Annotated in this window: 9 protein-coding genes; 2 read left to right on the plus strand and 7 right to left on the minus strand. The window is 38.9% G+C overall.

Annotated elements, in window-relative coordinates:
* Nucleotides 1-370: 370 nt before the first annotated feature.
* The 4 genes from H3Z82_RS01965 to uvrA all read right to left on the minus strand — a co-directional run bounded on the left by H3Z82_RS01965 (nucleotide 371) and on the right by uvrA (nucleotide 7796).
* Entirely contained in the window at nucleotides 371-3202 is a 2832-nt protein-coding gene (locus tag H3Z82_RS01965; protein ID WP_235982238.1) for a gluzincin family metallopeptidase, read from the minus strand.
* A 301-nt stretch (nucleotides 3203-3503) separates the two neighbouring features.
* The gene (locus H3Z82_RS01970) at nucleotides 3504-4193 is read right to left on the minus strand and encodes an LOG family protein (RefSeq protein WP_182202195.1); all 690 of its coding nucleotides are present in this window, start codon (nucleotides 4191-4193) and stop codon (nucleotides 3504-3506) included.
* 470 nt (nucleotides 4194-4663) lie between these two features.
* Entirely contained in the window at nucleotides 4664-4831 is a 168-nt protein-coding gene (locus tag H3Z82_RS01975) for a lmo0937 family membrane protein (RefSeq protein ID WP_182202196.1), read from the minus strand.
* 127 nt (nucleotides 4832-4958) lie between these two features.
* Nucleotides 4959-7796: an excinuclease ABC subunit UvrA gene (gene uvrA, locus H3Z82_RS01980; RefSeq protein ID WP_182202197.1), complete on the minus strand. Its 2838-nt coding sequence runs from the start codon at nucleotides 7794-7796 to the stop codon at nucleotides 4959-4961.
* Nucleotides 7797-8038: 242 nt separating this feature from the next.
* On the opposite strand from uvrA, the gene H3Z82_RS01985 reads away from it, so the two are divergent.
* Nucleotides 8039-9745: an SBBP repeat-containing protein gene (locus tag H3Z82_RS01985; RefSeq protein ID WP_182202198.1), complete on the plus strand. Its 1707-nt coding sequence runs from the start codon at nucleotides 8039-8041 to the stop codon at nucleotides 9743-9745.
* A gap of 197 nt (nucleotides 9746-9942) precedes the next feature.
* A complete protein-coding gene (locus H3Z82_RS01990) occupies nucleotides 9943-10464 on the plus strand; it encodes a hypothetical protein (protein WP_182202199.1) in 522 nt (173 codons plus the stop codon).
* 253 nt (nucleotides 10465-10717) lie between these two features.
* On the opposite strand, the gene H3Z82_RS01995 is transcribed toward H3Z82_RS01990, so the two are convergent.
* From H3Z82_RS01995 to H3Z82_RS02005, 3 genes are all read right to left on the minus strand, one after another.
* Nucleotides 10718-11437 (minus strand): hypothetical protein, encoded by a 720-nt coding sequence (locus tag H3Z82_RS01995; RefSeq protein ID WP_182202200.1) that lies wholly within the window; start codon nucleotides 11435-11437, stop codon nucleotides 10718-10720.
* Between the two features lie 208 nt (nucleotides 11438-11645).
* The gene (locus H3Z82_RS02000; RefSeq protein ID WP_182202201.1) at nucleotides 11646-14915 is read right to left on the minus strand and encodes a S41 family peptidase; all 3270 of its coding nucleotides are present in this window, start codon (nucleotides 14913-14915) and stop codon (nucleotides 11646-11648) included.
* A 283-nt stretch (nucleotides 14916-15198) separates the two neighbouring features.
* Nucleotides 15199-15804: an acyl carrier protein phosphodiesterase gene (locus tag H3Z82_RS02005; protein WP_182202202.1), complete on the minus strand. Its 606-nt coding sequence runs from the start codon at nucleotides 15802-15804 to the stop codon at nucleotides 15199-15201.
* Between the last annotated feature and the right edge of the window lie 95 nt (nucleotides 15805-15899).

Genomic DNA, 15899 nt, shown 5'->3' on the forward strand with positions numbered 1-15899 from the left:
CGCAGTCGAGAACCTTTTGAGTGCAAATATTGTGCTTCGACTTACTGCGTAAGCTCACTTCTTTCAGAATTTATTTTTAAATGGTTAATGCTCAGACTGACATAGGCTATGAATGCTCACAGGAAGCATGTTATTAACCACTGACTTCTATGAAGATAATACAAAGTTGCACCAAACGGATATTAGATTTTTTTGACCAAACGCTCCGTATAAACCTGCCGGAACTATAGCTATAGAAAACAAGTAGTGTTCAGAATTAAGTCACCTTTCATGGCAAGATTATGCTTTGGAACTCAAGCTTATCGATTTTTTAAAGGGAATGAATTTAATTTTCCCTTCGCTGCCTTTCGGTCGGGCAGTCAATTGCCACCTAATACCACTTCCGTCTAAAAAGTCCCAATAAAACTTCAGGATCCACGGTAAATTTAATTCGTATGCGCTGACTATAATTGGGTTCATCTACTTCCCATCCCAAACTGGAATAGATCGGAAAATAAAGTTCAAAATAATCAGTGACCAAGTCCAATTTGATACCCGAATCATAAACGAATTTCGGCTTGACGGATTTGTTTTTGACCAAACCAACATCGCCATAAGCTTCAATAAATCGCCATATCGTGGTACTCATATTGGCGGTGGTCATCCATTGATTGGCAAAAGGAGTTTCTAATTTCGATTTAAAACCACCCTCTGCAATGATGATTTGTTGACTAAAAATACCTGATGCTTCCGAGCGTCCTAAATAATTGTAGTCAAACATATAGTCAGTAGGCCTATCTAACGCAAAACTGAAATAGTCTGAGTTAGCATCGGTTTTATTATATAAAAATGCCCCCGCAAAAAACCTAAAATTGAATTGCCTGTTGCGCTCTGTCAATTTTCGCCATTCGTAATTGACCGCAATTTTTCCGAATTTCTTGGCGATTTGGAAATCGTAGTAGAATCTGGAGAAATCAATCAGCGCGGTGTGGGCGTTCACATATCGGATATTAAACACACTGTAATCGGGATCTTTTACTTCTAAGAGTGGATTATTTTTGACGGTTCTGGAGATGTCCAAATATCTAAAATTTAGGTAACTGGATTTATTTGACCTAAAGTAGTTATCGTCTCTGAAATGAAATGAAACACTTGGACTGAGTTTGGTTACGAAAGCTTCCTTTGCAAAGGCCGAGTAGCTTGCACTCAGACCATAATTGATCCGGAATAAATTTCGATTTTCAATATGCTGCGTGTAAACACCTTGTGCGCCACCGGTAATGGTTTTCGAATTAAAGGCGTATTTGGGCGTAAATTGATAGCGGAAGTTTTTCATCAATAAGGTTTTGTTATACATCTTTGCGCCTAATGTAAAACCGTCATAAATATTATTGTACTCCACCAAAGGCATAAAAAACACTTGGTTGTAATTTGGGTCTTCAATATCTTTAAACAACCGGAACTGAAGTGGTTTATTGTTAAAAAACCACCCTTTCAACGATTTCCAATTGTCTCTTAAATTGTACTCCGGTATGATGTTGTCATAATTAAGCACCAACTTTGTAGCATCATTTCGAGGAATGGTCAAAGTTTTAGATCCATGGATATCTTCAATCCATGTTTTGGATAAAACAGAATCATTTTTTAAAGTGAACAACGAGACGGGCATATCATTATCGCGTTTATTCTTTATGGTAAAGGTCACCGAATCTTTGGTCTTTACAATATCCTTGATCCGAAAATCTATTTTCTTTCTGCTGTCGATATAGTCCGTGAAAAACCACGAGACATTTTTATCGGTATTCTTTTTTAACAAATTCTCAAAATCCGTACTTGTGGTCGATTTTAGACCGTAGGTGTCAAGATATTCATAGATTGTGTTTTCAACAATATCAGAATTCACAAAATCGTTTAAATACTTGAGTCCAATTCCTGCCTTATATTTACCAGCAATATTGGCATTGAATTTTAATAATTGATCTTTTGACAAAGTTAAGGGTTGATCCCGGTTGGAACGTGCCATTTGCATAAAGTACAAGTTGTACTGTTCATTAAAATCAACATCGGCGGCGTGGAATGACCTTAACCCCCAAATATTTGCCAAAGTCCCCAGAAGCTTAAGGTCAGGATAGTTTTCTTCAACATACTTCATCAAAAAATAAATCTGAATTGCATCTCTAAGCCAATAGTCTTCTCGCGGATTTAAAAGTAAGGTGTTATTAAGATAATTATTGAGTGTTGTTTTTAAAAGTTTCAGTTCATACTGCAGATTTCTTGGGAAAGGATTCAGAAACTTGGGCAATTGGTTTAATCCATATAGCGGATCTTTTCGGTATTCAATATCTGTGACTAACAGATAATCATGCGGATACTCTCCTAAGTTCTTAGTGATAAATTGAGTAATCCTATCGGTAATGAGGGCGCGATCCGTGGGCAAGATTCCTTCATTTTCCAAATTTGTTATGACCGTGAAGTTATCGGTCTGTACAAAGTTGAATTTTGGAAACCGATTGAGGTAAAGTTTACTGTCCACACGGTCTTTCCCGTAAAAGTAGAAGGTTTGTGTACTGTCTTGTTGGGAGAAGTCTTGAATGGCAAGTTCGGAATAAATGCCATAATTTTTAGGGAATTCTGCCTTCAAACTGATATCTGCTTTTGGCACGTACAGGTCGTCCAAATTTTTGTTGCTGTAATAATGCCATTCACCATCATAAACTGCAGGCGTAATGTACCAATATTTTAAATTGAGCTCGTTATCGGAGGTGGCGCCATAATCAGTAAACGTATCATCAGGAAACTGTAAATTATAAAACAGCTCAATGTGATAATAGTCGTTGGGTAATAAGGGTTTGGATAATTTCACTTCTATGACATCTGGATGCGGCTTCAACCTTGTGTATTGAAGTTCTTGTCCAGTGCTGTCTTTTATTGCAGTAAGATTTGTAAAGCCACGCATCTCATTTTTTGCAAAGTGAAACTTGGTGCTGTATTCTTCAGCAAACCTCTTTGCCAACGGCGTATGCTTGGTAGCGTAACTATTACTCCAATCATTAAGGTAAATGGTGGTCAAGGTATCTTCTGTGATGTTTTGGTAGCGAAGGGTTTGCGCTACTTTGGCGCTCTTTTTATGCATATTGAACTGGGCATCGATATTGATCTTATTTTGACCAAAAATCAATGCTGAATAAAACAACATAAAACTTAAAAGAAGATATCTTTTCAATGGGCTATGACAAGCTTTTATAGGTTAGAACTTTAATAATAAAATCATATTGTACGAGTTCTGTGCGAAAAATAATAAATTATTGACGAGATATATAACGAATTTTTGATGTTTGTGGTTTTAGAATAATAATAGGTTCGACTTTTTTTTTATCCTGACATACGTAATTTCAAAAAAAATCAATAGTGGGAATAACATACTTGTTACTCAATACATACGAAATATGCACTATTTATTATAGATTTCATAGAGTTTTATGACCATCCATATTTGCGATAAGATACGATGGGAGCTCTGCTTTTTAGAAATTCGGGCTCAGTTCAAATTCTTTATAGAAGTTGTCCAGTATTTCCAATACTTCATCTGGGGTATCAACCAAATGAATCAGGTCCATATCTTTGGCACTGATATTACTAAACGAGTCCAAAAGTGTGGTTCTTACCCAGTCTAAAAGACCTGACCAAAATTCAGTGCCCACTAGAATAATAGGAAATTCTTCAATCTTATTTGTTTGAATGAGGGTGATGGCTTCAAACAATTCGTCCAAAGTTCCAAATCCACCGGGCATCACTACAAAGCCTTGGGAGTATTTAACGAACATGACCTTTCTCACAAAGAAATAGTCAAAATCTAAGCTTTTATCAGCGTCAATATACGGATTATCATGCTGTTCAAAAGGCAGATCAATATTTAATCCAACCGAAGTGCCACCTGCAATGTGTGCCCCCTTATTTCCGGCTTCCATTATACCTGGACCCCCGCCAGTGATAACCCCATAACCATGCTCGACAATTTTTTTGGCAATTTCCTCTGCCAATTTATAATATTTATGATCTGGCTTGGTACGTGCCGAACCGAAAACGGAAACACAAGGTCCAATTTTGCTCAATTTTTCGTAGCCATTTACAAACTCGCCCATTATTTTAAAGATGGCCCATGAATCGTTTGTTTTTATCTCGTTCCAAGCTTTGCTATGTTTTTCTAATCTCATTATCTGTAGGTCTATTTTTATTGATTATTTGTATTTTTAGTCTCGGTTTTCAGTCTCAGTCTTCAGTTAGGGTTACATATTGCCAATTCCTATATTAGGGACATACACTCATGCCTCATGCCTAACATTATGCCAAAACACACAAATTTAATAGAAAAAACCTAATAAGTTCTATTCAATTGGTTTTAAAACCGTTTTGTTTTGACTTTTTAAATTACAAGTGATGACTTGGAGTTATAGAACGAAGTATTATAGATTAATCCGCATCACAGCCGTTCACACTATTTCAATTTAAAATGTGGAGGCCTGTCCGACCGGCACCGGCGGGCACGAGGTATGAAAAAGGAATTGGCTTTTTCGATGAGGGTAGGTCTAAAGATTTAAGCCCATCAGTGAGAATAAAAAAAGAGACAAATTATAAAATTTGCCTCTTCACAGGTTCATGTCGTGTTATACTATATCAATGCTATTTAAAGCGGCTTACGGCCAGAAATGATATTGTAAAGAATAGCAATGACAGCAATGACCAGTAAAATATGGATCAAACTATTAGTGGCTAATCCCTCTACAACACCCAAAAAGCCTAAAAGCCATACTACAATACAAATTACGGCTACAAGCCAAAGAATACCTCTCATAATTGTTTAGTTTTAAAGTTACATCACTAAGATAGTAAAGTTATAAGCTTGTTAATGTGCTGTTTTGCATAAATCTTTGACCATATTCATAGTGTTTTACTTGTAAACTCTAAAAAACTTCTTCTTTTTATTGGTTTTTGAGTTCTTCTTTAAGGAAGCGTGCAGTATAACTTTTCTTGTGTTTTGCAACTTCTTCTGGCGTACCTTCCACAATAATCTGTCCACCACCTTTACCGCCTTCATAACCAATATCAATAATATAGTCCACAATTTTAATCACATCCATATTGTGCTCGATAATTAAAATAGTATTGCCCTTGTTGACGAGTTCGTTTAGCACGTTCATCAATACCCGGATGTCTTCAAAGTGCAAACCGGTAGTGGGTTCATCCAGGATATAAAAGGTATTACCAGTATCGCGTTTGCTCAATTCAGTGGCCAATTTAATCCGTTGTGCCTCACCTCCAGACAGGGTGGTGCTTTGTTGGCCAAGTGTGATATAGCCCAAACCTACATCCTTTATAGTTTGCAGTTTTTTGTGGATTTTAGGAATATGCTCGAAAAAATCGACAGCTTCATTGATGGTCATATCCAGCACATCACTTATTGATTTTCCTTTATAACGGATTTCTAAGGTTTCTCGATTAAATCGTTTCCCCTGACAGGTTTCGCACTCGACATAAACATCTGGAAGAAAGTTCATTTCAATAACTCTTAAACCGGCGCCTTGACAAGTCTCACAGCGTCCGCCTTTGACATTAAAGCTAAAACGACCTGGTTTATAACCACGAATCATAGCCTCAGGAATTTTTGCAAACAAGCTCCGAACTTCGTCAAAAGTTTTAGTGTAAGTAGCAGGATTACTTCGTGGCGTTCGTCCGATGGGCGATTGGTTGATGTCAATGACTTTGTCAATATGTTCCAGGCCTTTGATGCTTTTGTAGGGCATTGGTTTTTTAACGCCGTTAAAATAATGGGCATTCAGAATCGGGTAGAGGGTCTCATTAATTAAAGTCGATTTACCACTACCAGAAACCCCGGTCACACCAAGCATCATTCCCAACGGAAGCTTTACGGAAACGTTTTTAAGATTATTTCCTGTACAGCCTTTCAACTCAAGAAATTTGCCGTTGCCATCCCGACGTTTTTTAGGAATCTCAATTTGTTTGGTACCATTGAGATAATCTGCAGTAAGCGTATTGTGCGTCTTTAATTCTTCTGGAGTACCCGTGCTAATAATTTCTCCACCATGCTTGCCTGCTCTCGGTCCGATATCAATGACATAATCCGCGCTTTCAATCATGTCTTTATCATGTTCTACTACAATCACAGAATTACCAATATCGCGAAGTGATAATAATGATTTAATCAGTTTTTCATTATCCCTTTGATGCAATCCAATACTTGGTTCATCCAAAATATAAAGAACACCTACCAATTGAGATCCAATTTGAGTTGCCAATCGGATCCGTTGTGCTTCACCTCCGGACAGGGATTTTGAGCTTCTGTTAAGCGATAGATAATCCAAACCTACATCTAACAAAAACTGTAATCGGGTTCTAATTTCTTTGATGATTTCTTCCGATATCAATAATTGCTTTTCAGAAATCTGAGACGACAAATCTGAAAACCATGCGGCTAAATCGACTATATCTTTATTTGCCAAATCTGCAATATTCAATCCGTTCACTTTAAAATAAAGCGATTCTTGTCGCAAGCGTGAGCCGTGACATTCATCACATTCCACCTTGTCCATATATTCTTTTGCCCAGCGTTTCAACGAGGTCGTCTCGGCTGCGGCAAATTGGTTTTCTATAAAATTGGCCACGCCTTCAAAATCAATCTTATAATCGCGGGTAACGCCTAGTGTTTTACTTTCTACAGAAAACTTTTCGCTTCCACCGTACAAGATCATTTGTTTTGCTTCTTCAGGAATGCCTTTGTAAGGATCGGTCAACTGAAAATTGAACCGTTGGGCAATGGTTTCAAATTGCTTGAAAATCCAACTATTTTTGTAGGGGCCATGTGGTGCCAGCGCGCCTGCCTTAATGGATAGGCTATCGTCGGGAATGATTTTTTTCTCATTGACCTGATAGAGTTTTCCAATCCCGTTACACTTTGGACATGCGCCTTTTGGCGAATTGAACGAAAAATTATTGGGTTCCGGATTAGGATAGGAGACTCCCGTAGTAGGACACATCAAACTTCTACTGAAGTATCGGGTTTCGCTAGTATCATGATCTAAAACCATTAAAATATCATCACCGTGATACATGGCAGTATTGATGGTCTCTGTAAGGCGTTTATCATTGTCATCCGAGTCGTCAATCTTGAGTCGGTCAATAACAATTTCGATATCGTGGTTTTTGTAACGGTCTAATTTCATCCCCTTGACAAGGTCTCTCACTTCACCATCTGCACGGACTTTTACAAAACCCTGTTTTGCGATTTGCTCAAACAATTCACGGTAATGTCCCTTTCTTGTACGGATGACAGGCGCTAAAATGTTGATGCGTTTGCCATTATAATTTTCCTTGATCAAATTCTTGATTTGCTCATCCGTATAACTCACCATTTTTTCGCCTGTGTTATAGCTATAGGCATCACTCGCCCGAGCGTAAAGCAGACGTAAAAAATCGTAAATCTCAGTAATGGTGCCCACAGTGGAGCGGGGCGATTTGCTGGTCGTTTTCTGTTCTATGGCAATGACTGGCGAAAGACCATCAATTTTATCAACATCAGGGCGTTCCAAACCACCCAAAAACTGACGTGCATAGGCTGAAAATGTTTCAATATACCGACGTTGGCCTTCGGCATAAATCGTATCAAATGCCAGGGACGATTTTCCACTTCCTGAAAGTCCGGTAATAACCACAAGTTTCTCTCGGGGAATGGAAACATCTATATTTTTTAGGTTGTGAACGCGTGCGCCCTGTACCTCAATTTTTTCTTCAAATTCACTCATATTCATAGCAATCTTGCCTGATTTACAGACAGGTTTGCAAAGGTACTGATTATGAAGTAAAAAATGAAGAAGTGCCTATTTAGAGTTTTGTTAAATAATGTTGGTAGACTATTGAAAAGTATAATGTCATTTAATCAAGAAGTCTAAAAGTTCAAGAATATGTAAGAATATTATGATGACGTTTGTTCCTTTTACCGATGGTGTTGATAAATAGATTACATTAACTTCAAAATCAATTTATTATGAATTTTAGAATTACTTTTTTCGTCATTATTTCAAGTCTATGCATATCGACCACTTCACTTTATTCGCAAAACCCAACTTTTGAATGGGTAAAGCAAATTGGTGGCAGTGGTGCTATAGTAGCATCTACAATTACCACCGATTTAAACGGACAACTTTACGTTGGAGGACATTTTTCGGGAACAGCCGATTTGGACCCAGGAGAATCCTCTGCCAATTTTACCTCCAATGGATATACAGATGCTTTTATTCAAAAATTGGATACCGATGGCAATTTGCTTTGGGTTAAAAAATTTGGTGGTGTTTCTGAAGAATATGCGCATTCAATCACTACTGACGCCTTGGGAAATGTTTATTTGACTGGAGTTTTTGCCTATACTGTAGACTTTAATCCGGATGGTGAACCTGCAGTATTTACCTCAAATGGTGATTATGACACTTATATAATTAAATATGATACCAACGGCAATTTTCAGTGGGTTAAGCAATTGGGAGGTGTCGAAAATGATTTTGGATATGCCATCCGTACCGACTTGAATGGTGGTGTTTATATTTGCGGGTTTTTTCGAGAAACCGTAGATTTTGATCCAGGAGAGGGTGTCTATAATATGACTTCAAACGGCGATTCAGAGGCGTACCTGTTAAAATTGAATACTGACGGTGAGTTTATCTGGGCGAAACAATATGGTGGTGTTTTGTCAGAATATCCACTGGCTATAGCTTTGGATGCAAACGGTGATGTTTACTTGACGGGCGACTTTAAAGGTACGGTAGATTTTAATCCTGGAATGGATGATTCTATTTTAACCTCTGCAGGTTATGAAGATATCTTTATTCTTAAAGTTGATGAAAACGGCGATTTTATTTGGGTAAAACAAATGGGAAGCGTGGGCGTTGATAAAGGTACCTCCATTTCAGTAGATGCTCAGGGCAATGTCTATACGACGGGTCATTTCGTTCAAACTGTAGATTTTGACCCTGGTGATGGTGTTTTTAATATGACAGCCACAGGTGGTTCTAATGTATTTGTTCAAAAATTGGACACCAACGGTAATTTTTTGTGGGCCAACTATATGGGCGGAAGAGGCAATGACGAAGGAGTGTCAATCACAAATGATGCTGATGGTAACGTTATCATAACTGGAAATTTCTTTAATCAAGCTGACTTTGATTCAGGTGTTGGAAATTTAAGTCTAACGTCTCAAGAAGGCTATGATATGTTTATCCAGAAATTTGATCCTGACGGCAAGCATATTTGGCTCAGACAGATGGGAGGACCAAGTATTGACAAGACAGCATCTACAGTTGTGGAGGCTTCTGGAAAAATTTATACGGTGGGATATTTTTATAATTCAGCCGACTTTAATATTGGTAAAAGTACCGGGAAACTCACGTCTTACGGACGAAATGATGGGTTTATTCAGAAACTTTCGATGGAAACCATGTCCGTTGAAGATTTTGCCCTCACCGATGGTTTGGTGCTGTATCCCAACCCTACAAAAGGTGACTTTTCGGTTACTTTTAAACATGAGCAGGCCAAGGTCTACTTAAGATTACTTTCCGTTACAGGACAGGTGCTAATGAATAAGCAGTATCAGCATACAAAGAAGATTGCTATTGAATTACATCAACCCAAAGGTATTTATTTTCTTGAAATTTCGGACCACCGATCAACAAAAACCGTGATGAAAATTATAAAAAATTAGAATTGTGTTTGCTATGGAAACGGTAATTGTTTTTAGATGACATACGCAACAGATGGCGTTAACTGCCGTTTTATAAAATCCCGAATGTTTTCGGGATTTTTTTAGTGATTTTCATTTGTTCAAAACTATATAAGAATGTGAGTGTCCAATGACGATCAGATTTATTATTATTGTAATTCAAAATAAAAAATCAGACCATGCAATTATTAGGAATCAGCTCCAGAATCAATCACCCGGAATTTGGCAAGGGTGTTGTCACAAATGTAACCTCAAAACATTACTGGGTGACATTTATTGAAGGTGGATTGGAAACGATAGACTTAGATAGCGACTTTGAAGTTATTGAAGCCGCCGAAGATGATGTGGATACCATCAGTTTTTACGAAGTGGAAAATACTTTGAAATCCATTCTGAAAAAATGGAGTGATGTGAGTGAAGTCGTCAATATTGGCGATAAATGGAAAGGAGGCAAACTCATCATGCAACCTGGCGACTCCAATTTAAAAGCAACAGAAGTCCCGATCGACACTTTTTTTCACAAAATCACCATGGTGCGCGACCGTTTACGTGTGATGGAACAAAAGATCAATAGTAGCAATCTTGAAGAGCAGGAGAAAATTGATTTGCAGCAGTATATCACCAGAAGTTACGGAAGCTTAACCACATTTAATGTGCTGTTTAAACTTAAAGACCATAATTTTGTGGGACAGCGGAAGTAGTTGGCAGTCTTCCCGCGTTCGCAATATGCTACGGACGGGCAAGCAGTTGGCGGTCTTTGGTTTTAGTCTATAGAAATAGGGTGAGAGGTGAGTTGTTGAGAGGTGAGAAGTAGCATCAGAGATTAGGTATTAGGTATTTGTTGGTTTGGTAAGAAGTAAAAAGTAGTGGACTGTTTTAATGGAATAAAGGATAGGGTTCTGAGGAAATCTTCGTGATCAGCGGGACATTTTCCTTCAGTCGTGAAGAAGAACATTAGTTCGTGCCTACCAAATCCGTAATCTCCAATCCAAAGACCATAAACTTATGAAACGTCGGTAATTTGGCACCACTTTCAGTAGTTGTCCAATCGCTCCATGTGGCTTCCAGTCCATCGATGGGGAGTATATCTACCCACATTTGGAAGCTTTTAGGTTTTCCTGAAGCATCCAAATGCCATAAATAAGAATCGCCAGGCGTCGTTCCACCTGAAGTGTAAGTGACCAAGAGTCCATCAGTTCCATTTTCAAGAGTTACCATACGGCGTTCTGTGCCAGGATCAAACACTTTGTAAGGTGCAACCAGCCAAAACGAATCGTTATTAAAATTAGAGACCGCTTTATCAATGAGTCTTTTAGAAGATTCCCCGTCAACTTTTTCCTCGTTTTCAAAGGCTTCACTTTTGGGCGGATCGTTCAAATCCAAATCCACGCGATAGGCTTTCCAATAGACCTGACAGGTGTTTTCTGCTTTATTCCATTTATAATGATGACGTTTATTGAAGGTCCATTCTATATAGTTTGTATTCTCATAGGCTTCATAATCTAAAGCATTGAGCATTTTAGTTGCCAATACTTCTGCAGGTTCACCTTTGGTTCCCGTTGGTAAATCCTCGTCGTATTTGAGATACAAAAAACCGAAGAAGAGCAGGGTAGGAAGCGTGAAGAACACGATTACTCCAGCAATAATTTTTAGAACTTTTTTTGGTTTGGCCAATGGTTGTGGGTTTTATTTGCGAAGATAGGTATTTCATTGGGTTGTGACACAGAGATTCGCAGGGTAGTTACGCAGAGTTTAGCAGACCTGCCTGCCGGCAAGGCATGGATTTCACAAAGCTACGCAGAGTTTTATCTTAGGGACTATCAATAATTTTTAAATCTTCGTGTCGCTCTGTGTTTCTCCGTGCATCTCTGTGATACAACTCCTAATTTTCGTTTTCATACCCCTCAGGTCGTTTCCATCTCACTGGAGCCGCTGGTTCTGGTTTCATTTCAAATTCTTGGGTTTCCAGAAGTTTTAGGGCTTCCTTAACGCCACGTTCCAATTGCGGATCGCCACCGTCTTGAGTGCCTTTTGGGGTTTGTATGACTTCTATGTCTGGCGCAACACCTTCGCCTTCAACGGCCCATTCGCCATTGACATCATAAAAACCGCCACGTGGTGCTACCATGCGCCCGCCGTCAATAAAAGGAGGTGTGTCCCAAGTACCCACTAATCCGCCCCATGTTCTGGTGCCAATCAGCGGTCCGATGTTTTTCGCTTTAAACATATAAGGCAGTAAATCGCCTCCAGAGCCTGCACGTTCATTGATCAGCATGACTTTTGGTCCCCAAATGCCTGCCATGGGTGTGGTCCAAGGTCGGTTATCGTTGGTTTTACTGTTGAAGTAACCAAACAGCTCACGAGACATGATATCGATCATATAATCTGCCGCTGATCCGCCACCATTGTTGCGCTCGTCAATAATCACACCTTTTTTATCCTGTTGCGCAAAATAATACCTGTTGAAGGACGCAAATCCAGGTTGGCTTGTATTTGGCACATATACATAGGCCAATTTACCATCGGAGAGTTCATCAACCTTTTTACGGTTGCCTTCTACCCAATCCATATACCGAAGCCCTCTTTCATTGGTTACTGGCTTTACCAAAAATGATTTAGCACCTGTTTTTGATGGTTTGCTGTTCACTTCAATTGTCGTTTCCCGATTTGCGGTTTGTTCCAAAAGGCTGTAAATATTTTCTTTTGGATTCACTGTTTTACCATTGATGGAAATGATATAATCGCCCTCGTTCACGTTTATGCCTGGTAAGCCTAAAGGTGCGTAGATATCTGGATTCCATGTTTCGCCCGTGTAAATTTTTCTGATCCGATAACCGTCAGTCGTCCATTCAAAGTCGCATCCCAACAAGCCCACTGGCACACGATCAATTTTCGGCATATCGCCACCAGATACGTAGGAGTGCCCAATGGACACCTCGCCACTCATAATATCTATGACATAATTTAAATCTGTTCTGTGCCGTACATGGTCAATCCACGGCGCATACCATTCATAAATGGTATCCCAAGGAGCCCCATGGACGTTATTTACATAAAGGAAATCACGCATATAGCGCCAGCCTTCCTTGAACATTTGATGGTATTCTTCTTTGGGATCTACTTTTATTTTAAGATCCATTTTGAGTTTTTCCTCATCTTTTGGAGGTTTTGATGTGTTGACAATGCTCCAGTTATTGTTTTGTCTGATCAAGGCATTTTCACGATCTGCAGAAACGACCATTTCGGAAATGTTTTTCGCATAATCCGTGGCTTTTCCATCTTCTAAGCTATAACTGTGTATTTTTTGTCCTGATTCATCTGGAATTGTCTCTGCAACAAAAACAACGTTCTTTGGACCTTTAATTAATCCAACATACTTAGCTTGTTTAAGCTGAAGTGGAACAGTGCGATTGAAAATATTGTCTTTATCAATGACAATTTTAGGGACTTCAGTTAGGTCGTCTTTGGAATCGCTTTTTTTCTTTTTGTCGTCTTTCTTGCCTTCTGATTTATCGTCCTGTTTTTTGGAATTTTCTTCATCCGTTTTTGGAAGGATTGGCGCATCATCTTTACTGTTCAAAACGATAGCATACAGCCCACGGGTCACATTCACATCATAAGAACTCATATCCAACCAACCTGAAGTGAGTCCGTAATTGGTACTTGCCAAGGTAAAAATATACTTTCCTGTAGCATCCCAAACTGGGGTTATGGCATCGGCCATCCCATCTGTAATTTGAATGTTCTCATTGGTGTCAACATTATAGACAAAAATAGCCTTGAAATGGCTTTCCAATTGTTTGGCATAGGCGATCCATTTACTGTCGGGAGACCAAACCGGATTCATGGAACGTTCAGGGTGGGCATACCGATCCGTATCTGCCTTAACGGCTTTTTTTGTGTCTAAATTCAGCACCCAGATATTGTAGTCAGTATCAGTATATGCAATGTGTTTTCCGTCATTGGACCACTCCGGTTTAAAGAAAAAGGTGGCATTGGGTAAGGTGATTTCCTCTTGATTGTTACCATCTTGATCGGCCACAACCATTTTATAATTACCGCTGGCATCAGAAAACCAGGCTATTTTATCACCTTTGGGAGACCAGATAGGACTGCGGTCGGCTACTCCTGATGTGTTGGTAAGATTCCGCCAAGTACCATGTTCTTTCGGAACTGTAAAAATATCCCCACGATGCTCAAAAACAGCACGCATGCCTTTTGGTGAAATTTGCGGATTGCTCAATCGGTTAGCGGAAACGTCTTCCCATCGTGGCCTCGCAAAATTCAAGTCGCCCGTTGCAGTAATATGCAGCGGTTTGGTATCTAAAGTTTCAACATTTAAAAGATGGAGATAACCACCCTGTTCATAAACAATTTGATCTTGATTGGCACTTAGACTTTTAACGTCAAATTTTTTGTGGAAGGTAATTTGTTTTTCGGTTTTGGTTTTCGGATCAAAGGACCAGATATTGCTGGTGTAATCACGTTCTGACAAATAATAAACCACGCCGTTTAACCATATCGGATCTAAATGACGTTCTTTATCCAACTGTGGTGTCGTAATTAAATCCTTTGTTTCCAAATCGACAATCCAGATAGGCATGGCCTGTCCGCCGCGATAGTTTCGCCATTCAGGATCCCAAGAAGTAATTGGTGTATAGGCAATATATTTTCCATCTGCAGAAATATCGCCGTAGGCTGCTCTTTGCAGGTCTAAAGCTTCTGGAAAACTGCCATCTGTTCCAACGGTATATAGTTTTGTAGTTGCCGTAGGTTTGCCTTCACGACCTGAACGGAAGAGAATCTTATTATCTGGTGTCCATCCTTCAACGTAGTCGCCATCCGGATGAAAGGTGATGCGTTTTGGCTCACCACCTTCTGAAGGCATGATGTACACATCGGTATTGCCATCATATTCTGCCGTAAAAGCTATGGTTTTGCCATCTTTTGAAAAATGAGGATTGGATTCGTAGCCCTCGCCACTGGTCAACCGAATTGCAGTACCACCATTTAGAGGTGCTTTCCACAAATCGTTGGCATAAATAAATACCACTTCGGTTTTTGAAATTGTGGGCTGTCTCAGCAGTTGGGTACCCTGAGAAAATATCGAAAGTGAAAAAAACGAGACGAAACAAATTAGGAAATTTTTCATATTGGCGTTGGTGTTAAAAATCATCTTTAAAGATACAAATTATATAAAATTTATTTGTATAACCTCTTTGGATCATAAAAGTTAAAAACTGAAGTACAATGCCGATTCTTTGTTTGACCCTCCTGATAATTATCGGGACTAAAGGGAGCAATAAAGCTCCAATGATTAATTAATTTGAGAATTAGCCTTCCCTTAGATGGGGCAATGCCTACTCGGATTTTAAATGAGCAATCTCTAGTATTAGATTAATTGCAGGTTTGCAATAAATTTTAGAACCGACAGACTATTCCAAAGCAAACTTCAGTTTCAGTTCTGCTAATTTTTCACCTGAAAACAACCGCAGTTCTTCAAAGAAACTGGTGAATTCCGCTTCAAACTCATGATAGAATTCCTTGAGTTCATTGGTGGCCTGATCCATTCCAGAGATATTGTTGGTTCGTCTGTTCATGCCATTTAAAACATTCTGAATGCCTTCAATTTTTGCATAATGAAACAGCCAATTCCCTGCAATCATATACGGCACCATTTTTTGAACGCGCAATGGTAAATATTCTGCGTGTGTTTTTAAGGTTTCGTAAAAGTCATCTACATATATATCCAATGGGATAGGCGAGTAGTGGCCCCAGTTTTTCGCTAAAAAATGATCGTATAAAATATCCACGATCACCCCGCTGTAATGGCTGTAGTTTTTGTGCAAGCGTTTGGTGCTTAATCGAACTGTAGGATGTGCATCAGTAAACGTATCAATTTCACGATGGAGGAGAATGCCAATTTGAATTTCAACGGGATACTTTTTATAGTTTTTCCCTTTGATACCATCTGCCATAAAGTTGCCAATGGTGATTAATTCATTGTTTCCTGATAGATAAATATGGGCTAAAAAATTCATTGGTCTAATTTACGGAATAGGATTTTAGTAATTCGACAAGCGCATCACAAATTTCGATAAGCACATCACAAAATTTCTGATTTTGTAATTGTATA

The sequence above is a fragment of the Gelidibacter maritimus genome (assembly GCF_014062315.1).
GTDB classification, from domain to species: Bacteria; Bacteroidota; Bacteroidia; order Flavobacteriales; family Flavobacteriaceae; genus Gelidibacter; species Gelidibacter maritimus.